Genomic DNA, 20,366 nt, shown 5'->3' on the forward strand with positions numbered 1-20,366 from the left:
AATTTCATCTTGCCGACACCGTCATGCGCGCGGGGCGGCATTAGGGGCCGCGCATATATGTCAAAGCCGATCTTCTTCGATTCCCGCGGCACGCGGCGGCGCTGGTCGTTCCGCAGCCTGTTCGCGCTGATCGCCATGGTGCTGATCGCCGCCGGCGTCTTCGCGCTGACGATCATCAACGTCCCCTCGGGCGATCCGCTGCCGATCCGCTACGAACGCGCGCACTCGACGCCGGTATTGGGCGAGCAGGTCGCCGCGATCCGGCACGACATCTCGCGTCGGCTGCGCTCGCTCGGTTGGCTGCCGCACCATACCGCGCGCGGCAAGCCCGGCGGCAAGCCGCTGTCGGTCGGTTTCTACGTGCCGTGGGACGATGCCAGCCGCGTATCGCTCAGCGCGCACATGGACCAGCTCAACTGGGTCGTGCCGGCGCTCTTCACCGTGGCCGGGCCGAAGCACCAGCTGGTCCAGACCCCCGACCAGCGCTTCGACATCATCATGGCGACGTCGCCGCGTCGCCCGGCGGTGCTGCCGATGATCCAGAACATCGCCGGCGGCAATTGGGACGGGGAGGGCATGGCGGCGCTGATGCGCAACGTGCCGGCGCGGCGCGCGCTGCTGAAACAGTTCGCCGACGCGCTGGACAAGCGCCACGCGGCGGGCGCTGTGTTCGATCTGGAAAGCCTGCCCGCATCGTCGCTGGCCGATTACCGCGCCTTCCTGCGCGATGCCCGCACGCTCTTCGCGCCGCGCAAGCTGCTGGTGACGCTCACCGTTCCGGCCGGCGACGGAGATTGGGATCTGCGCGCCTTCGCCAAGGTCGCCGACCGCGTCTTCCTGATGAATTACGACGAGCATTGGCAGGGCGGCACGGCCGGGCCGATCGCGTCGCAGCCCTGGTTCCTGCACCAGTTGCGCGATGCGGTGGAGCGGATCGGGCGCGACAAGCTGATCGTCGCGTTCGGCAGCTACGGCTACGACTGGCACGGCGAGGGCAAGGACGCGCATGTCGATGCGCTGACGATCGAGGAAGCGTGGCTCGCCGCGCACGACAGCGGTGCCAAGATCAGCTTCGATCCCGCCAGCGGCAATACCAGTTTCGCGTACAATGACGGCACGACCGATCATCACGTCTGGATGCTGGACGCCACCGCGACGTGGAACCAGCTGCGCGTGACGCATGCGATGGGGGTCAATTCCGTCGCCTTGTGGCGGCTGGGCAGCGAGGATCCCGGCGTCTGGGCCGATCTTGCCGGCTGGCAGGGCGCGGGCCTGCCCGACCTGACCAAGATCAGACCGCTGACCAACGTCGACGTCGAGGGCAATGGCGAGATCCTGCGCATCGCCGCCACGCCGAGCGACGGCAACCGCACGATCCGCGCCGACGCCAACCGCCTGATCCGCGACGTGCGCTACGGCGATCTGCCGACGCCCTATATCGTGCAGCGCGTCGGCGACCGGCCGAAGGAGCTCGCGCTGACCTTCGACGACGGCCCGGACGGAACGTGGACGCCGCAGATCCTGGATATCCTGAAGGCCAAGAAGGCGGTCGGAACGTTCTTCATCGTCGGCGAGAACGGCCTCGCCCACCCGCTGCTGCTGCGCCGGATCATCAACGAGGGCAGCGAGATCGGCAACCACAGCTATACGCATCCGAACATGGCGCTCGCCTCGCAACGCGGCATCGCGGTGGAACTGAACGCGACGCAGCGCCTGATCCAAGCCTATACCGGGCGTGCCACGCGGCTGTTCCGCGCGCCGTATTTCGGCGATGCCGAACCGACCACCGAGGACGAACTGTTCCCGGTGCTGGAGGCGCAGCAGCGCGGCTACACCTCGGTCGGGCTGCACGTCGATCCGAACGACTGGCAGCGCCCGGGCGTGCAGGCGATCATCACGCAGACGGTGAACCAGGTGCTCGCCGGCGACGACGAGCGCTCCGGCAACATCATCCTGCTGCACGATGGCGGCGGGGATCGCGCCCAGACCGTCGCCGCGCTGCCGCAGATCATCGATCAGCTGCGCGCCAGGGGCTATCGCTTCGTGCCCGTCTCGCAGCTTGCCGGCCTCTCGCGCGACCAGGTGATGCCGCGCATCGAAGGCAACGATCTGATCGCAGTGCGCGCCGATGTCGGCATCTTCGCGTTCCTCGCGCTGATCGGCTGGCTGCTGAAATGGATCTTCTTCCTCGCCATCGCGCTCGGCATCGCGCGCGCGATCGTGATGGCCGGGCTCGCGATGTGGAACAAAAGGCGCGAAAACGGCGTGGTGCCACCGCCGTTCGATACCGACCGTCTGGTCTCGGTGATCATCCCGGCGTGGAACGAGGAACGCGTGATCGTCTCCTCGATCGAACGCGTGCTGGCCAGTACGAGCGCGCACATCGAGGTGATCGTGGCCGATGACGGATCGACCGACGGCACCAGCGCGGTGGTCGCCGCCGCGTTCGACGGCGATCCGCGCGTGCGCCTGCTCACGCTCGTCAACGGCGGCAAGGCCGAGGCGCTCAACCGCGCGCTGACCTATGCCAAGGGCGAGATCGTCGTCGCGCTGGATGCCGATACGCAGTTCGAGAAGGAAACGGTCGCGCGGCTGGTGCGCTGGTTCGACGATCCGGAGATCGGCGCGGTGGCGGGCAATGCCAAGGTCGGCAACCGGGTCAATCTCGTCACGCGCTGGCAGGCGGTGGAATATGTGACGGCGCAGAACGTCGAACGCCGCGCGCTGGCGCAGTTCGATGCGATGATGGTCGTGCCCGGCGCGGTCGGGGCGTGGCGGCGCGCGGCGCTGGACGCGGTCGGCGGATATCCGATCGACACGCTGGCCGAGGATCAGGATCTGACGATCGCGATCCAGCGCGCGGGATGGCGCATCGCCTACGATGTCGATGCGGTCGCCTGGACCGAATCGCCGGAAAGCTTCACCGCGCTCGCCAAGCAGCGCTTCCGCTGGGCGTTCGGCACGCTGCAATGCCTGTGGAAGCATCGCCGCGTGATGCGCACCGGCCAGCCCAAGGGCCTGGCATTCGTCGGCATGCCGCAGGCGTGGATGTTCCAGATCTTCTTCGCCGCGGTGTCGCCGGTGATCGATCTGGCGCTGATCGTCTCGATCGTCGGCACCTGGATCCGCGTATCGCAGCACGGCTGGGCGCAGACGCAGAGCGACGTGTTCATGATGGCGATCTACTGGACCGCCTTCACCGCGATCGACGTATTGTGCGGCTGGATCGCCTATCGGCTGGAACCGCGCGAGCAGCGCTATCCGGCGCACCTGCTGATCGCGCAGCGCTTCATCTATCGCCAGGTGATGTATTGGGTGGTGCTGAAGGCGATCGGCGCGGCGATCAGCGGGCTGGGCGTCGGCTGGGGCAAATTGGAACGCACCGGCAGCGTGGAGGCCGAGGGCCGGGCCTGAGGCGATCCGCATGACGCGAATGTCATGTCGGCGTCACGGGTGGGACACGCGCATGCGCCTAGCGGGAACGGCATGATCGGTCGCCGCCATCCCTCCGCCGCCCCGCGCACCCGCCGGCGCCTGCGCATCGTCGCGGGCATCGCCGCGTTGATCCTGCTGGCGATCGTCGCGCTGTTCGCCAGCGCGGGCTTCTTCGACGCGGACGCGGTCCACATCGTGCCCCCGACCGACCCGCGCAAAGCGATCGGCGCGGTCTATTTCACCGGCGACATGGGCGTGCGCTTCGGGATGAGCGCGGACACGATCCCGGCGCTCGCCGCCAACGGCTATCCCGTCTACGCGATCAACAGCCCGACGCTGTTCGCGCGCCGCCGCACGCGGGCGGACGTCGAACGGATCGTCGCCGATGCCGTGCGCCGGGGTCTCGAACAGACTCAGTCCGACCGCGTCGTGCTGATCGGCCAATCCTATGGGGCCGACATCCTGCAGACCGGCCTCGCCGCCCTGCCCGCCGATCTGCGCGCGAAGGTGGCAGGCGTGGTGCTGGTCGTGCCGGGCGAGACCGTATTCTTCCGCGCCGACCCTTCGGGCCTCGTCTATCACGGCACGCCCGACAGCATGGGCGCGGCGACCGCGCGGAAGCTGAACTGGACGCGCTTCACCTGCATCTACGGCTCCGCCGAAAGCGACAGCCTGTGCCCGCAGATCGTGCTGCCCAACCTGCGCACGATCGCGATGCCCGGCGGCCATTTCCTAGGCCGCGACAGTGCCGGGCTGATCGCCCATGTGCTGGCCGCAATCCCGGCCGCCCCCTCGCCTGCCCCCTCCAAGGACCGACCATGATGCGCATTCCCGCCACCCTGACCGCAACGCTCGCGATGCTGATCGCCGGCACGGCCCCGGCCGTCGCCTCGTCCAATCCGGTGCTCGGCACCTGGGTCAACCCGAAGCACACGCTCGCGGTGCAGACCGCCGCGTGCGAGGCCGGTGGGCTGTGCGGCGCGATCGTCCGCGCCGACGAACAGGCGCTGGCCGATGCGCGCGATGCCGGCGTGCCGCAACTGATCGGGCTGCAATTGCTGCAGGACTATCATCCCGCGCATGGCGGCGTCTGGTCGGGCCGGGTCTATGTGCCCGACATGGGACGCAGCTTTTCCTCGCGGATCGAACAGGTGTCGCCCGACGCGCTGAAGATCTCCGGGTGCCTGGTCGGCGGCTTCCTCTGCAAGTCGCAGGTGTGGCGTCGCCTTAAGTGATATCATGCCCGACATGATCGCCGCCATCGTCAACACGGCCATGAAATATCGCCGCGCGATCACGCTGGCGGTCGTCGCGCTGGTCGCCGGGATCGGCTTCGAGGCGCTGCGCCTGATCCTGCACGAAGTGCATTTGAGCGACGTGCGCGCGGCGATCGCCGCCGTGCCGCGCGAGCGCATCGCCCTCGCGCTGGCGCTGACCGTGGGGAGCTATCTCGCGCTCACCTTCTACGATGCCATCGCGCTGCAGGTGATCGGCCGGCCGCAGCGCTGGCTGGTGGCGGCGACGGCGTCGTTCACCAGCTATACGATCAGCCACAATCTCGGCCTGTCGCTGCTGACCGGCGGATCGGCGCGCTACCGGGTCTATACCTCGGTCGGGCTGGATCTCGGCGATGTCGCGCGCGTCTCGGCGATCGCCAGCCTGACCTTCTGGGGCGGGATCGTCACCACCGGAGGGCTCGCGCTGCTCACCGCGACGCACGGCTTCGCGTTGGGACCGATCGCGCTCACCGCGTGGCAGTGCCGCGCGCTCGGCATCGGCGTGGTCGCGGCGATCGTGGTGGCCGTCTCTCTGCTGCGCACCCGGCGGAACCGGATCCTGCGCGTCGGCGGCGCATCGCTGCCGCTGCCCACCAACCGCCAGTTGCTGGCGCTCGGCGGCGTCACGCTGATCGACGTCTTCGCCGCCTCCGCCGCCTTGTTCGTCCTGCTGCCGTCGCTGGGGATCGGATCGTTCCCGATCTTCGTCCTCGCCTATATCCTCGCCCTGCTCGCTGCCCTGGTCACGCATGTCCCCGGCGGACTCGGCGTGTTCGAGGCGGTGATGCTGGCGATGGTGCCCGACGATCGTCCGGCCGTGTTCGCCGGGCTGCTGCTCTATCGCATCCTCTATTACCTGCTGCCGCTGCTCGTCGCCGGCGCGCTGATCGCGGTCGCCGAGGGCAAGCGCCTGCGCCAGCCGATCGGCACCGGCCTGTCGCTGCTCGATCGCGCCGGCCGCGCGATGGCACCGGGCGCGGTGACGCTGCTGGTGTTCGCCGCCGGCTTCATCCTGCTCGTGTCGGGCGCGCTACCCGGCGTGAAGGCGCGGCTCACCAGCCTCGACGATATCGTCCCGCTGTCGTTCATCGAGGGATCGCATCTGGGCGGCAGCCTGATCGGGACCGCGCTGCTGCTCGTCGCCCCGGCGCTCAACGCGCGCCTGCAGAGCGGATTCCAGATGGCGCGCCTGCTGCTGATCGGCGGCGCGATCTTCTCGCTGATGAAGGGCCTGGATTACGAGGAAGCGGCGATCATGCTCGCGATCGCCGGGCTGCTGCAATATTGCCGCCGCGGCTTCTATCGCAAAGGCGGCCTGCTGACCGAACCGATCGACTGGGCGTGGCTCGGCGGTGCGGCGATCGCCGTCGCCCTGAGCCTGTGGGCCGGGTTCTTCGCCTATAAGCGCACGCCCTATTCCGACGATCTGTGGTGGCATTTCGCGCTGAACGGCAACGCGCCACGCTTCCTGCGCGCCAGTTTCGGCGCGGGGATCCTGCTTGCCGCCACCGCCTTCTGGCACCTCATGTCCGGTCGCCGCCCGCGCGCCGTGCCGGACCTGCTGCCCGACGGCGTCGCCGCGCAGGCCTTGGCCTTCGCCGAGCGCACCGACGCCAACCTCGCCTTCACCGGCGACAAGAGCTTCATCGTCAGCCGCGCCGGCGACGCGTTCCTGATGTACCGCATCCATGGCCGCACCTGGGTGATCATGGGCGATCCGGTCGGCCCGCGCGCGGCGTGGAGCGAACTGGTCTGGGCGGTGCGGCGTGCCTGCGATGCCGCGCGCGGGCGGCTGTGCTTCTTCCAGGCGAGCGACGCGATGCTGCCCCTGTTCGTCGATCTCGGCCTGACCACGATCAAATATGGCGAGGAAGCGACCATCCCGCTCGCCGATTTCACCCTGGCCGGACCGCAGGCGAAGAACCTGCGCCACACCACGCGCCGCGCCGAGGCGGCCGGCCTGAGCTTCGCGGTGGTGCCCGCCGCCGACGTGCCGGGGTTGATCCCCGAACTGAGTGCGATCTCCGATGCTTGGCTCGACGAGAAGGGCGGCAAGGACAAGCAGTTCAGCCTCGGTGCGTTCGATGCCGAGTATCTCGCCCGGTTCCCGCTGGCGGTGGTGCGGGAGGGAGGTCGGATCCACGCCTTCGCCAATATCTGGACGACGGCGGACGGGCGCGAGCTGTCGGTCGATCTGATGCGCCACGGTCTCGACGCACCGTACGGCACGATGGACCTGCTGTTCGTACGCCTGCTCGAATGGGGCCGCGCAGAAGGCTATGTCCGCTTTAACCTCGGCGTCGCGCCGCTGGCCGGTATCCAGGGCAACCGCCTGGCCCCGCTCTGGGCGAAACTGGCGCGGACGTTGTTCGAGAATGGCGAGCGGATCTACGGGTTTGTCGGCCTGCGCGCGTTCAAGGCGAAATATGCGCCGGACTGGACCCCGCGCTACATCGCCACGCCGGGCGGCGCCGGCATGGTCCGCGCTCTGGTCGATCTGGTGCGCATCGTCGGAAATTGACGCGCCAAGGCTAAGGCGGATCGTCATTCGATTTTTGGAAGCTTTGAGAGCTGTTTACCATACACAACCGACACCCCGGACTTGTTCCGGGGTCCACCAAGCGGCTTTCGATACGAACAACGCTGTGAGTGCCGAGTTCCCGGCACGGTGGACCCCGGAACAAGTCCGGGGTGACGGGGCTAAAACCCATCATAACGATGAACGTCGATTTTCCCTTAGGCGGATGAGCATGCCCGCCGGCGCATGTTCATTTGCATATCGCGACAAACTCGAAGAGTAGCGGTCCCACTGGAAACGGCGGAAACGGGCTGGATATGATGCGCGTATCGGGGGGAATTGCGTTGGGCCTGCTGCTCAGCGCCTGTGTCGGTGGCGTGGCGCCGCCGAGCAAGCCGGTCTCGGTCGGCGAGCGATCCGCGCCGCCACGCGTGCATCCGCTGCGCGATCCGGGTGCGGCGCCCAATATCCGGAATATCCAGTTTCCCGCGCGGATCGTCGGCGCGGTTCCGCTGGCGGCGATGCCGGTGGCCCCGGTGACTCAGCCCACCAATGCAGTCGCGGCGGGCGTTTTGCCGGGGCCGCCGATCGCGTCCCTGCCGATCACCGATGCGGAGGCCGAGGCGGCGCGAATCGTGTTCCTGACCAGTTGCCCGGGCCTGCAACGCCGCGCCGACACGTCCGGCCTGACGCGCGGCGCGGATTGGCAGCCGGCCTGCGCGGCGGCGGCGGCGACCCCGACGGGCGGCGCGCGCGCGTTTTTCGCCCAGTGGTTCGAAGCGGTGCAGATCGGCGATGGCAAGGCGTTGGCGACGGGCTATTACGAGCCGGAAATCGACGGTTCGCTCGATCAGCGCGCCGGATATGCGCCGGTTTATGGCCGGCCGAGCGATCTGGTCGATGTCGATCTCGGCGCGTTCTCGACCGATCTGAAGGGCAAGACGATCCGCGGGCGGGTCGATGGCCGCCGGCTAGTGCCCTATTACGATCGTACCGCGATCGAGCAGGGGGCGCTGTCCAGAACCGCGCCGATCCTCGCCTGGGCGAAGGATCCGGTCGAGCTGTTCTTCCTGCAGATCCAGGGGTCGGGCCGGCTGCGGCTGCCCGACGGCGAGATCCTGCGCATCGGCTACGATACGCAGAACGGGCGCGATTACACCGGCATCGGCGCATTGATGAAGGCGCGCGGGCTGCTGAAGCCGGGGCAGACCTCGATGCAGGGGATCGTCGCCTGGCTGCACGCCAACCCGGCCGAGGGTCAGGCAATCATGCGCGAGAACAAGAGCTTCGTGTTCTTCCGCGAGATCGGCGCGCCGACGGGCGCGATGGGCTATCCGGTGACGGGCCAGGTGAGCGCGGCGGCGGATGCCAAGTTCGTGCCGCTCGGCGCACCGGTGTTCCTGTCGCTCGACCGGCAGGACGCGTCCGGACTGTGGATCGCGCAGGATATCGGTGGCGCGATCAAGGGCAGCAACCGCATCGACACCTATTGGGGCGCGGGCGCGGCGGCGGAATCGACCGCCGGCGGCATGTCCGGGCGCGGCACCGCGTTCGTGCTGCTGCCGGTCGGCACGCTGGCGCGGCTGGAGGGGGCGCGGCTGGATGCGGCGCGGTCAGCCCTGCCGGGTAGCTAAGGCCTGCGAGAGACTGCCGCCGGATTGGTCGAGCAGGTGGCGGGCGCGATCCGGCGTTTCGCCCAGCGCGATCAGCACGGCGCGGGGGATGTGCCGCCCGGCGGCTTCGATCGCCCCGTCCGCCTCGGCGATCGACACGCCGGCGATCTCCGCGACGATCGCCGCGCCGCGCCGGCGCAGCTTGGTGTTCGACATCCGCATGTTCACCATCAGACCGCGATGCACGAAGCCCAGGCGGAGCATGATCGCGGTGGAGATCATGTTGAGCGCCGCCTTCTGCGCGGTGCCGGCCTTCATGCGGGTGGAGCCGGCGACGATCTCGCTGCCCGTCTCGGCGAGGATCGCGTGCTCGGCGGCCGCCAGCAGCGGCGCGGCGGAATTGTTCGCTACGGCGATGGTCAGCGCGCCCGCCGCCCGTGCCGCTTCGATCGCGGCCAGCGTGAAGGGCGTCGTGCCGCTCGCCGCGACGCCGATCAGCACGTCGTTCGCGCCGATCGCTTCCGTCGCGACCCCGGCTCGGGCGGCATCGCCATCATCCTCCGCACCTTCGGCGCTTTCGGTCAGCGCCCCCGTCCCGCCGGCGAGCAGGAAAACGAGCCGGTCCTTCGGCCAGTCGAAGGTCGGTCGCAATTCGACGCCGTCCTGCACCGCGATGCGGCCGGACGTTCCCGCCCCGGCATAGCAGAGCCGCCCGCCCGCCTTCAGCCGGGCCGCCGCCGCATCGCTCGCCGCGGCGATGGCGGCGACCTGCGAGTGCAGCGCCGCGATCGCCGAGAGCTGGCCTTCCAGCATCGCTTCCACGGCGGTGGCGGTGGGCCAGGTGGCGACGTGGAGAAAGCGGGGGTCGGTGGTTTCCGTGGACATCGTTTCCTCCGGGCTCAGCCGGCGACCCGCAACCACAAGGCGGTCGCATCGTCGCTGCGCTTGAAGCGCGGGTAGCGCGCGCAGACCGCGTCGTCGCGCTCGATCGCGCGCAGACGGACGGCAAGTGCGGGCAGGCCTTCGTCGCGCAGATGCGTGACGAAGGCCGATATCGGCATGTCGTAATCGTCGAACAGGGCGGCCATGCCGTCGGTCATCAACACAATGTCGTCGCCGGCGCGGATCGTCGCGCTGGCATGATGGACGTGATCGGCATGCGCGGGATCGATGCCGAGCACGCGGCGCTCGGGACGCGCGCGATGTTGCCGCAACGCCGTCGTCGCCGCGTCGCGCGACCCGGCCAGCGCGCGCGCCTGTTCAGTTTCGGCGCTGGTTGCCTGCGGCCCGAGCCGGACGACCTCGTCGGCGCGAACCAGCAGGCACGCGCAGTCGGCGAGCCAGGCGAGGTGCAGCGTCTCGTCTTCGATCGCAACCGCGAAAAACGCGGCGCTGGGATGCTCCCATGCGCCGAGCGGCTCGCGCGCCCGCTCCGCCAGATAGGCCGATGCGAGCCGGGCGAACACCGCGCCGACGGTCGTAGCGAGCGGCGCGGCATCGGCCGAGGCGAAGGCGCGTGCGGCGGTGCCGGACAGCCACGCCGCGCCGCCCTGCGCGCCCATCAGCCCGGCCTCGCCGAGATCGGTGGCGCCGTCGATCATCCAGGCGAGCCGGGCGGTGGATCCGCATCGATCGTCGTTCGGCGTGGCCGGGTCGCCCGCCAGGCTCAGCGTCTGGATCAGATCGAAATGCATCGGCAGCCTCGTCTCGTTCGCGGATCAGTCGTCGTGCCGCAGCCCGGCGAGTTGCAACGCGCCATCCAGCGCATCGCCCCGCGGCGCGACCAGACGCGCGGTGGTGCGCTGGCGCAGCCACGGGCCGAGGCGAGGCGCGAGGCCGCCGGTCAGGGCGCAGGCGGGGGCACCGCGTTCGAAGATGGTTTCGACGAACCGTTCGACATGTTGCGCGGCGTCCTCGACGATCGAACGCGCGAGGGCATCGCCGGCTTCGGCATGGTCCATCACGATCGGAGCCAACGCGGCATAATCGCGCGGGGTGGCGCGATCCATCCACGCGATCGCGCGCGGAATCGCATGTTCGAACCGGTCGGCGATCGCGATGCTGAGCGGCGTGCGCTCCGACCGGCCATCCAGCCCGCGCAGGGCATGGCGCATCGCCGAGAGCCCCAGAGCCGCGCCGCTGCCCTCGTCCGAGATCGGGAAGCCGTAGCCGCCGATCGCAAAATCCGCGCCGCCGACGCGCAGTTGCGCGATGCTGCCGGTGCCGAGGATCAGGATCGCGCCGTCGGCACCGCGATGCGCGCCGAGATTGGCGATCTCCGCATCGGTGGCCCAGACCACCGATGCGAACGGAAACGGAAGACCGGCCAGCGCATCGCGCACGCCGGGCCGCGAGATGCCGGCGATGCCGATGCCGACATGCACCTGCCCCAGCGCGGCCTCGTCCAGCCCGGCGGCCTTCAGCGCCTCGCCGATCGCGATATCGAGCACCGCGCGCAACGCCTCGACGCCGATCCGGGCATTGGCGGGGCCGGTAGCACCCGTGCCGATCACCCGCCCGGCGGCATCGACGATCCGGGCGCGACAATGGCTGCCGCCCGCATCGATGCCGAGATAATAGCTCATCCGGTGTCTCCTGCGCGAACACCATGCCCCGCACCGGTGCACCTTAACGGATTTGGGCCACCGCGTGATGACGCAATGCCATATCGAATCGACCGCCAGCCATAACCGGGGGTGATCGAACGGTTGACTGGCGGGCGCGATCGACGGACGCTCCGCGCGTTTCGGGGAGAGAAGATGCCAGACGCCGCCGCCATCGCGGTTCCGCCCTTGCCGGGGGTTCCGCATGCCACCGATCGCCGGGGCATGTTGCTGTACGGGCTGCTCGGTTTCGCCGCCGGCCTGCCCTTCTACATGTTCTCGACCGTATTGGTGCTGCGGTTGCAGGCGCACGGTGTCGCGCTGACGGTACTCGGGTTCTTCGCCTGGGTGCAGTTGCTGCCGACGCTCAAATTCCTCTGGGCGCCATTGCTCGATCGCTACGACATTCCGGGGTTCGGGCGCTTCTGGGGCAAGCGGCGCGGCTGGATCATGCTCGCGCAGCTCGGCATCTTTACCGCGATGGTGGCGATGGCGTGGACGTCGAGCGACGCGAGCCTGGGCGTTACGGCGTTGTTCGCGGTGTTGCTGGCGTTCTGGACCACCACGCTGGAGATCGCCGCCGACGCCTGGCGCATCGAACTGTACCCGACGCAGGACGAACAGGGGCCGATCGTCGCGGCGAACCTGTGGGGCTATCGCAGCGCGATGGTCGCGGCGGGCAGCGGCGCCTTGCTGATCGCAGACAGCGGCGGCTGGGCGTTCGCCTATCTGGGCATCGCGGTGGCGGCGTTCCTGCCCTTCCCGATCTTGGTCGCGATGCGCTCACATGGGTCCGAAGGTAGCGGGCGGGGCGGGGCGCTGGCGACCGGGGTGATCGCGAGCGTCGTGATCCTGGGCATCGTGGCGGCGGCGACCGCGGCGATCGGCTGGGTCGCGCTGAGCCTGGCGGCGCATGCCGGGATCGATGCCAAGAGCAACGTGACCCCCTGGGTGCTGGGGCTGTGCATGCTGCCGTTCGTGGCGATGGCCGCCGCCTTGCCGCGCATCCGCCGCGCGCCGGCCGACGCGCCGATCCGCACCTCCGTCGCGCTCGGGCCCTATGTCGATTTCTTCTGGCGCTACGGCTTCGCCGCGATCCTGCTGATGGCGTTCGTGTCGATCTATCGCATGGGCGACGTGCTGGCGCTGAACCTGTCCAAGCCGATGATCAAGGCGCTCGGCTATTCGCTGAGCCAGATCGGGCGGGCGGACGGCGTCGTCGCGTTGTTCTCCAGCATCGTCGGCGTCGGGCTGGGCGGCTGGCTGGTCACGCGCTGGCCGATGAGCTGGATGCTGGTGATCGGCGCGGTGGTCGCGGGGATCGGCAATTTCGGCTTCGTCTGGCTGGCGCATCAGCCGGTCGCCGAATCCATGCTGTATGTCGCCACCGCCTTCGACCAGTTCGGCAACGGCTTCGCCGGCGCGGTGTTCGTCGTCTATCTTTCGCTGTTGGTGAATCCGCGTCATGCCGGTGCGCAATATGCGTTCCTGACCGGGTTCGCGTTCCTCCTGCCGCGCCTGCTGGCGGGAGCCGGCGGCGCGATCGTCGGGGTGATCGGGTATGACAAATTCTTCCTGATCTCTGGCGTGGCGAGTCTGGCGGCGATTCCGTTCGTGCCGGCCTTGACGCGGGTGCGGGCACGGACGGACGGTGAGCCGGAGGACGGTAAGTCGGAGGACGGGGCATGATCGAGCGCATCGCAGACGCCGCCTTCCGGCCGGCCGCCGATTCTGTCGCACAGGGGCGGATTCCCGGAGCGGTGCTGGGCATCGTCACCGCCGATGGCACGCAGGCGGTGCGGGTCGCGGGGCTGGCGCAGAAGGTGCCGGTGCCGGAAATTCTGACGACGGAGCATTGGTTCGACCTCGCCTCGGTCAGCAAGGTGATCGCGACGAACAGCTTCGTGCTGCGGCTGGCGGAGGAGGGGCGGATCGATCTCGACCGGCCGCTGACCGATGCGATCCCCGATCTGCGCCAGTACGACGTCATGGGCGCGCCCGAGCGGCGGCTGACGTTCCGCGATTGCCTGGTGCACCGCACCTTTTTGCCGGCGGTCGAGCCGATCTACACTTATGGCGACGATCCCGCGCGGTTGCGCGCGTTCGTGCTGCAACGCGCCTGGAAACACGGCCCGGCGGTCTATTCCGACATCAACTTCATCCTGCTGGGAATCGCGGTGGAACGGCTGACCGGCGCAGGGCTCGACGCGCTGCCGCTGGGGCCGGGCCTGAGCTTCGGCCCGCCGCCGGGGCCGGCGGTGGCGACGGAATTTTGTCAGTGGCGCGGGCGCGTGCTGAACGGCGAGGTGCATGACGAGAATTGCGCGGCGATGGGCGGGCGGACCGGCCATGCCGGCCTGTTCGGCACGGTGGACGGCGTGCTGGGATTTGCCCGCGGGTTGCTCGACGGCAGCGGCGCGTCTCCTGCGATGCTGGACGCGATCCGTACCCCGGTGGAGGGGCATCGCACCGCCGGATGGGAGATCCGCTTTCCCGGCTGGTCGGGCGGGCAGGCCTGTTCGCCCGGCACGATCGGGCATACCGGGTTCACCGGCACGGGGCTGTGGGTCGATTTCGATCGCGGCGTGGCGTGGACTTTGCTGACCAATCGGGTGCATCCGACACGGCATTTCGACAGCGGGATGTTCGATCTGCGGCCGGCGACGGGGGATGCGCTGGTCGGAGCCTGGGATGCTTGGTTGGCGGGGTGAAGGTCGTTTACGCGAAGGCGCTAAGGTGAAGCGAAGGCGCTGAGAGAAGAAGGTTGGTTCGCGCGGAGGCGCGGAGACGCGGAGGGAACCAGGACCGCAGGTCAGTCAGCACCAACCAGCACCAATTCTTGGGCCGATAGGTGGGAATGCCGCTGCGCGGATCAGGGCGCGATGACTTCGGTTCGAATTGCCTTCCCTCCATTATCATTCCCGCGAAGGCGGGATTCCATACTGGCTGAACCGAATAGTCTCCAGAAAGTGCAATGATTATGGATTCCCGCCTTCGCGGTGATGACGGAGGATGTGGTTCAACCTCCCCGTTCGTCCCGAGCCTGTCGAAGCACGTGTCCCAAGAGCAGCCGGAGCGTGTGGAACACGTGCTTCGACAGGCTCAGCACGAACGGTTCGGGTTCAAGCCATCGCCTTGAGAATATCTCCGCGTTCCCCGCACCTCTGCGCGAGCGCTCTTCTTTGCGCCTTCGCGCCTTCGCGTGAAATCAATTCGCCGCCGCGATCGCGAGCAGCGCCTTGTCCACCGCCGCCGTCGCCGAAGTGTCGCCGGGCATGTCGTTGGCGAGCGCCGAGAAGGTGAGCGTGCGGCCGCTGGCGGCGATCATGAAGCCGGAGACCGCGTTGCTGGCGTTGAGCGTGCCGGTCTTGGCGAACAGCTTGCCGTCGAGCGCGGTGCCGCGGAAGCGCCCGGCGAGCGTGCCGTCCACGCCGCCGACCGGCAGCGTCGCGCGCCATGCCGCGCCCCAGGGCTGGGTCTGCGTCCAGCGCAGGAAGCGCACCGCCGCACGCGGGGTGATGCGGTTGTAGCTCGACATGCCGGAGCCATCGGCGAAATCGTAGCTCCAGCGATCGACCCCGGCGCGGTCGAGCATCGCGCGCACGGCCATCTGCCCGTCCGCGACCGACCCCGACCCGGCGACCGCGCCGACGCGGCGCAAGAACAGTTCGGCGTGCAGATTCTGGCTGATCTTGTTGGTGTGGTGAAGATCGTCGGCGAGCGGCGGCGGCGCGAGGCGGGCGAGGACCGGCTGTCCGGGCGGGCGCGGCGCGGGTGCGGTGCCGCGCTGGGCCGGATCGTCCGAGGGCGAACCGGGGCGGTGGCGGACGAGGATGCGGCCGGTGACACGCACGCCCAAAGTGCGGAGTTGCGCGGCCAGCCGCCAGGCGGCGCGGTGGGCGGGATCGTCCACGCCGGGCAACAAAGTGACCGGCTTGCCCGGCGGGATCGTGCCGGAGACGCGCAACAGATCGCTGCCGGGTTCGCGCGTGACGGACATCGCCGCTTTCGTGCCCCCGGTCGTGGCGCGATTGTCGATGCGGTAATAACCGTCGCCGGCGATCGTCGGCGCGGCACCCGCCGCGCCCGGGGCTACCGTGACCGTCGCGACATTGTCGTCGATCGTCAGCGCCGAGATCGCGGTGCCGTAGCGCCCGGCCATGTTGTTCCAGCTCATGCCAGCCGGCCAGCGTTCGTCGGGAAAAGCGCTGTCGTCGCCGACCACGTCGTGGACGATGCGGGTGCGCGCCGCCACCGCGCGAGCGAGATCGGACAGGCAATCGGTGGCGCAATCGGCGGCGCTCGACAGGCGCGCGTCGCCGTGGCCAGCCAGCACCACGTCCCGCCCCTCGAGCCGCACGGTCGCGCCCCCGCCGCCGTCCGGCGCGGCGGTATCGAGCGAGGCGAAGGCGGCGGCGGTGGTGAACATCTTGGTGTTCGATGCGGGCACGAAGCGGTCGTCGGGGCGGATCGCGACGATCTCGTCACCCTGATCGTCGGCCACGACCAGCCCGATGCGCGTGCCGGGGCCGGCGCTGGCCAGGGCGGCCTCGACCGCCGGATCGGCCGGGCCGGCGGCGGTGAGGACGATTGCGACGACGGCGACGGCGGGGGCGAGCAGGATGCGCATCACGGAGCCTCGATGACGTCGCCGAGGACGGCGAGAAATTCGCTGGCCAGTGCGCTCGGCGGGCGATCCAGCAGGTGGATCGCGTGCAGGTCGAACGCCAGTGGGGGTTTCAGCGAGCGCATCGCCAGTCCCGGCGACATCCACGCCTCGGCGGTGAAGCTGTCGACCACCGTCAGGCCGACGCCGGCGCGGACGAGGGCGGCGGCGATGTAGAAGGTGCGCGCCGAGACGACTTCGTTCAGATCGAGCGCGAGGCGTTCGAGTTCGGTCGAAAACAATTGCCCGATCGGGCCGCTGGCGGCGAGCGTGATGAACGGGTGACCGGCAAGCTGCGTCAGTTCGACGCGCGGCGGGGCGTCCGGCATGTCCTCGTCGCGATAGAGCACGACCAGTTCGCCCTCGCCGAGCCAGATCTGGCCGAGCGGCGCGCCGCGCGGCACCTCGGCGGCGATCGCGATATCCGTCTCGCGTTCGTAGAGCTTGCGCAGCAGATCGTCGTGATGGACGGTCTGCAGATCGAAACGCACGTCGGGATGGGTCTTCAGGAAGCGCGACACGGCGACCGGCAGCGCGCCGAGCGCGAGGCTGGGCAGGGCCGAGATGCGCAACGTGGCGCCGGCCCCGGCGCGCAGGTTGCGCCCCGCCTCGCGCAGCGCGCGCACGCGCTCCTGGATATCGGCGACGTCGCCGAACAAGGCATGCGCGTCCTCGGTGGGCACGAGCCGGCCGTTGGTGCGCCGGAACAGTTCGAAGCCCAGCATCGTCTCGGCATGGCGCAGCGTCTTGGAGACCGAGGGCTGCGAGATGTTGAGCGCGCGGGCGGCGGCGCTGACGGAACCGTTGACATAGACGGCATGGAAAATCTCGATGTGGCGCAGGTTCATGTGCGGACGGGCCCACGGAAGCGCGCTTCGTCGAGACTGCCTTCCGAGCGGGCGACGAGCGTCGCGACGGTGAGGTTGGCCGAGGCCGAGGGCACGGTGCGAGTCATGTCGAGCAGCCGATCGAACGGCAGGACGAGGCCGACGACCAGAGCGGTCTGTTCCGCGCCGACGCCGACCGCCGACAGCATCGCGGCGAGCATGAACAGCGAGGCCGACGGGACCGGCGCGGTGCCGAAGGCGGCGAGCGCCCCGGTCAGCAGCATGACGCCGAGCATCCACGCATCGGGGACGATGCCGAGCGCCTGAAGCGCGAACTGGCCGAGCAGGCCGACATACATCGCGGTACCGTCCTTGCCGATGCTCGCGCCCAAAGGAAGGACGGTGGAGGCGATCGGGCGGGCAATGCCGAGATCGTCCTGCGCGACGCGCAGGGCGACAGGCAGGGTCGCGGAGGACGAGGCGGTGGAGAAGGCGACCACGAGCGCATCGACGATGCCGCGGAAGAAGCGCGACACAGGCAGGCGCGCGACGAAGGCGATCAGGCCGGCATGCACCACCAGCATCTGCACCAAAGAGGCGAGCACGACGCACAGAGCGAGCCAGCCGACATTGACGAACACCGCCATGCCGTTGCTCGCCACCGCGCCGGCGATCAGCGCGAGGACACCGAACGGAGTCGCCTCCATGACGATGCGCACGATCTGGAGCAGCACTGCCGCGCCGGATTGGAGCAAGGCGACGACCGGCTTGCCCGCTTCGCCCGAGACGACGCTGCCGATGCCGAGCAGGATCGCGACGAAGATGATCGCGAGCATGTCGCCCTTGGCCAGCGCCTCGAATATGTTGGCGGGGACGATGCCGAGCAGCTGATCCGCCGGGGCGATCGCCGGGCCGAGCGCATGCGGGGCGATGCCGGCCAAGGCGATGCCTGCGCCCGGCTGGATCAGCAGGCCGAACGCCATGCCGATCGAGACCGCGAGCAGCGTCGTGAGCGCGAACCAGACGATCGTGCGCCCGCCGATCGACCCGAGCCGGCGCGGATCACCGAGCGAGGAGATGCCGGCAGCGATCGTGACGAGCACGACCGGCACGACGAGCATCTTGATCAGCCGAACGAACAGGTCGCCGACCAGCTTGATCGACAGTGCCCCTTCCGGCCACACGGCCCCGAGCAGGGCGCCGAGGACGAGCCCGCCGACGACCCGCTTCCACAGCGGAATCGCGAACCAGGCCCGCAGGAGCGTCAAGCCGGCGTGCCCCAGAAGCCGGGTGCGGGGGGCGAGAGCATGCCACCCCGATCGATCACGCCGCCGGGGCGGTCCTCCGCCAACCACAAGGGCCCGTCGAGGTCGACGAACGCGGCTTGCCCGGCGAGCAGCATCGCGGGCGCGATCCCGAGCGACGAACAGACCATACACCCGATCATCAGCCCGAACCCCTTTCCGCGTGCTGCATCGACCAGTGCCAGGGCTTCGGTCAAGCCGCCGGTCTTGTCGAGCTTCACGTTGACGAAGTCGTAGCGGCCGACGAGCGTATCGAGATCGGCGGCGGTGTGGAGCGATTCATCCGCGCATATCGGCACATGCGAGTCGAACCCGGCGAGCGCGCCATCCTCGCCCGCCGGTAGCGGCTGTTCGAGCAGGTCGACGCGTTGCGCTACGAGGAAATCCTGCAAGCGCGCGACCTCCGCGATCGACCAGCTTTCGTTGGGATCGACGATCATGCGCGGATCGGGCGCGGCGGCGCGGACGGCGGCGATCTGCGCCTCGGCATGGTCGCGGTCGACCTTGACCTTGAGCAGCGGCACGCGCGCGACGCGAGCGGCGAGCGCGGCCATCGCATCGGGCGCGTCGATGCCGATCGTGATCGCCGAGGCGACCGGCACGGGATCGGCCAGACCGGCGAGCGCGGCGACGCTGGTGCCGCCGAGCTTCGCTTCAAGGTCCCAAAGCGCGTTGTCGATCGCGTTGCGCGCCGCGCCGGGCGGCATGATCCGCGCGAGATCATCGCGGGACAGGCCGGCTTCGACCCGTGACGCGATCCCGCCGATCGCGTCGATCGTGTCCTTGATCGTCTCGCCGTAGCGGGGATAGGGCACGCCCTCCCCTCGCCCGCTGACGTCGCCCTGCCGGAGCGTCACGGTGACGACATCGGCGGCGGTCTTCACCCCCCGCGAAATGCGGAAGGGCGCATTCAGGCCGAACCGGTCATGGCGGGCGTCGAGATGTCGAAGCATGTCTGCATCCTGTCGATGATCGGATCGGCCCCGAAGCGATAGGGATCGGTGCACGGCAGATTGAGCCGATCCGCGGTCTCGGCGCAGAGCCGGAGCGCCTCGTCTTCGCCGAGCTTGATCGTGTTGAGCGCGATGCCGACCGCCTGCACGTCCGGGCTGGTCAGCCGCGCGACCGAGAGATTGGCGGCAAGGCAGGTGGCGAGATCGGGCAGTTGATAATGCGGCAGGCCGCGCATGTGCGGGCGCGACGGATCGTGGCACAGCACGATCGCCTTGGGTTGCGCGCCGTGCAGCAGGCCGGTGGAGACACCGGCGAAGGACGGGTGGAACAGCGACCCCTGCCCCTCGATCAGATCCCAGCCGTCGTCGTTCCGCGCCGGGGTGATCGATTCGATCGCGCCCGAGATGAAATCGGCCACCACCGCATCGAGCGGCACGCCGTCGCCCGCGATCAGGATGCCGGTCTGCCCGGTCGCGCGGAAATCGGCCGCGATGCCGCGCCGGCGCATCGCATCGCGCAGCGCGAGCGTGGCGTACATCTTGCCGACCGAGCAATCGGTGCCGACCGTGAGCAGGCGGTTGCCGGCGCGGTACTTGCCGGTGCCGACCGGCAGATGGGCGGGCGGATCGCGCACGTCGAACAGCGCGACGCCAGCATCGGCGGCGGCGCGGACCAAGGCAGGCACGTCGCGCAGCCGGTGGTGCAGGCCCGAGGCAACGTTCATGCCGGCCGAGATCGCGGCCAGCGCATCCTCGACCAGTGCGGGCTCCATCTGGCCGCCGGCATTGGCGATGCCCAGCACCAAAGTGCGCGCGCCCGCCGCGCGTGCCTCGGCCACGCCCATGCGCGGCAGGCCGAGCGTGAGCGGGCTATCGTCGTGGCGCCATTCGCCGACGCAATCGTCGGGCCGGAACACGGCGAGCCCGCGCGAGGTCTTGATGCCGACCGCGTCGGTGGAATGGCCGAGATAGAGCAGGAAGGGACCAGGGATCATCGCATACCTGCGTCTAGGGAGAGGAGGAGCGAGGGATAGGATGCGGGCTCGGTATCGCGCCAATCATGCTCGGACTGCGGCCCATAACCTTGAGCTATGTCGGACTGAGCCTTTCGATCCTTCGCGGCTTCATTGCCGTCACTCCGGACTCGTTCCGGGGTCCACCGTGCAGCAA

At 69.3% G+C, this 20,366-nt stretch carries 15 protein-coding genes; 7 read left to right on the forward strand and 8 right to left on the reverse strand.

Going from position 1 to position 20,366, the window contains the following annotated elements:
• The first annotated feature begins 57 nt into the window (after positions 1 to 57).
• The 5 genes from ASG11_RS00725 to mltA all read left to right on the forward strand — a co-directional run bounded on the left by ASG11_RS00725 (position 58) and on the right by mltA (position 8,864).
• Positions 58 to 3,414 (forward strand): glycosyltransferase, encoded by a 3,357-nt coding sequence (locus ASG11_RS00725; RefSeq protein ID WP_055774018.1) that lies wholly within the window; start codon positions 58 to 60, stop codon positions 3,412 to 3,414.
• A gap of 72 nt (positions 3,415 to 3,486) precedes the next feature.
• Entirely contained in the window at positions 3,487 to 4,257 is a 771-nt protein-coding gene (locus tag ASG11_RS00730) for an AcvB/VirJ family lysyl-phosphatidylglycerol hydrolase (protein WP_055774020.1), read from the forward strand.
• Positions 4,254 to 4,670, forward strand: a complete 417-nt coding sequence (locus ASG11_RS00735) for a DUF2147 domain-containing protein (RefSeq protein WP_082472516.1) — start codon at positions 4,254 to 4,256, stop codon at positions 4,668 to 4,670. The genes ASG11_RS00730 and ASG11_RS00735 overlap by 4 nt, the downstream gene beginning before the upstream one ends.
• A gap of 4 nt (positions 4,671 to 4,674) precedes the next feature.
• The gene (mprF, locus tag ASG11_RS00740; protein ID WP_082472517.1) at positions 4,675 to 7,233 is read left to right on the forward strand and encodes a bifunctional lysylphosphatidylglycerol flippase/synthetase MprF; all 2,559 of its coding nucleotides are present in this window, start codon (positions 4,675 to 4,677) and stop codon (positions 7,231 to 7,233) included.
• Between the two features lie 317 nt (positions 7,234 to 7,550).
• On the forward strand, positions 7,551 to 8,864 hold the full coding sequence (mltA, locus tag ASG11_RS00745) for a murein transglycosylase A (RefSeq protein ID WP_443024466.1): 1,314 nt from the start codon (positions 7,551 to 7,553) through the stop codon (positions 8,862 to 8,864).
• Here the strand turns inward: mltA and ASG11_RS00750 are convergent.
• From ASG11_RS00750 to ASG11_RS00760, 3 genes are read right to left on the reverse strand one after another with little or no spacing between them, the layout of a single operon-like run.
• Positions 8,844 to 9,728 carry an N-acetylmuramic acid 6-phosphate etherase gene (locus ASG11_RS00750; RefSeq protein WP_055779966.1) on the reverse strand — a complete coding sequence of 295 codons (885 nt, stop codon included), beginning with the start codon at positions 9,726 to 9,728 and terminating at the stop codon, positions 8,844 to 8,846. The genes mltA and ASG11_RS00750 overlap by 21 nt on opposite strands.
• Before the next feature lie 14 nt (positions 9,729 to 9,742).
• Complete coding sequence (locus ASG11_RS00755; protein ID WP_055774022.1) at positions 9,743 to 10,537, reverse strand: protein phosphatase 2C domain-containing protein; 795 nt, start codon at positions 10,535 to 10,537, stop codon at positions 9,743 to 9,745.
• Between the two features lie 24 nt (positions 10,538 to 10,561).
• Positions 10,562 to 11,428 (reverse strand): BadF/BadG/BcrA/BcrD ATPase family protein, encoded by an 867-nt coding sequence (locus tag ASG11_RS00760; RefSeq protein ID WP_055774024.1) that lies wholly within the window; start codon positions 11,426 to 11,428, stop codon positions 10,562 to 10,564.
• Between the two features lie 174 nt (positions 11,429 to 11,602).
• On the opposite strand from ASG11_RS00760, the gene ASG11_RS00765 reads away from it, so the two are divergent.
• Both ASG11_RS00765 and ASG11_RS00770 read left to right on the forward strand, forming a co-directional pair.
• On the forward strand, positions 11,603 to 13,135 hold the full coding sequence (locus tag ASG11_RS00765) for an MFS transporter (RefSeq protein ID WP_236697334.1): 1,533 nt from the start codon (positions 11,603 to 11,605) through the stop codon (positions 13,133 to 13,135).
• Positions 13,132 to 14,157, forward strand: a complete 1,026-nt coding sequence (locus ASG11_RS00770) for a serine hydrolase domain-containing protein (protein WP_055774026.1) — start codon at positions 13,132 to 13,134, stop codon at positions 14,155 to 14,157. Before ASG11_RS00765 ends, ASG11_RS00770 begins: the two co-directional genes overlap by 4 nt.
• A gap of 497 nt (positions 14,158 to 14,654) precedes the next feature.
• Here the strand turns inward: ASG11_RS00770 and dacB are convergent, their stop codons facing one another.
• The 5 genes from dacB to dgcN are packed head-to-tail and all read right to left on the reverse strand — an operon-like array spanning position 14,655 to position 20,191.
• On the reverse strand, positions 14,655 to 16,076 hold the full coding sequence (gene dacB, locus ASG11_RS00775; RefSeq protein ID WP_055774028.1) for a D-alanyl-D-alanine carboxypeptidase/D-alanyl-D-alanine endopeptidase: 1,422 nt from the start codon (positions 16,074 to 16,076) through the stop codon (positions 14,655 to 14,657).
• Positions 16,076 to 16,960, reverse strand: coding sequence for a LysR family transcriptional regulator (locus ASG11_RS00780; protein WP_055774030.1), 885 nt, complete (start codon positions 16,958 to 16,960; stop codon positions 16,076 to 16,078). The genes dacB and ASG11_RS00780 overlap by 1 nt, the downstream gene beginning before the upstream one ends.
• The gene (locus tag ASG11_RS00785) at positions 16,957 to 18,207 is read right to left on the reverse strand and encodes a dicarboxylate/amino acid:cation symporter (RefSeq protein ID WP_055774032.1); all 1,251 of its coding nucleotides are present in this window, start codon (positions 18,205 to 18,207) and stop codon (positions 16,957 to 16,959) included. Before ASG11_RS00785 ends, ASG11_RS00780 begins: the two co-directional genes overlap by 4 nt.
• Positions 18,204 to 19,196 carry an N-acetyl-D-Glu racemase DgcA gene (gene dgcA / locus ASG11_RS00790; RefSeq protein WP_055774034.1) on the reverse strand — a complete coding sequence of 331 codons (993 nt, stop codon included), beginning with the start codon at positions 19,194 to 19,196 and terminating at the stop codon, positions 18,204 to 18,206. The genes ASG11_RS00785 and dgcA overlap by 4 nt, the downstream gene beginning before the upstream one ends.
• Complete coding sequence (gene dgcN, locus ASG11_RS00795) at positions 19,154 to 20,191, reverse strand: N-acetyltransferase DgcN (protein ID WP_055774036.1); 1,038 nt, start codon at positions 20,189 to 20,191, stop codon at positions 19,154 to 19,156. The genes dgcA and dgcN overlap by 43 nt, the downstream gene beginning before the upstream one ends.
• Between the last annotated feature and the right edge of the window lie 175 nt (positions 20,192 to 20,366).

The organism is Sphingomonas sp. Leaf357 (assembly GCF_001423845.1).
GTDB lineage: Bacteria > Pseudomonadota > Alphaproteobacteria > Sphingomonadales > Sphingomonadaceae > Sphingomonas.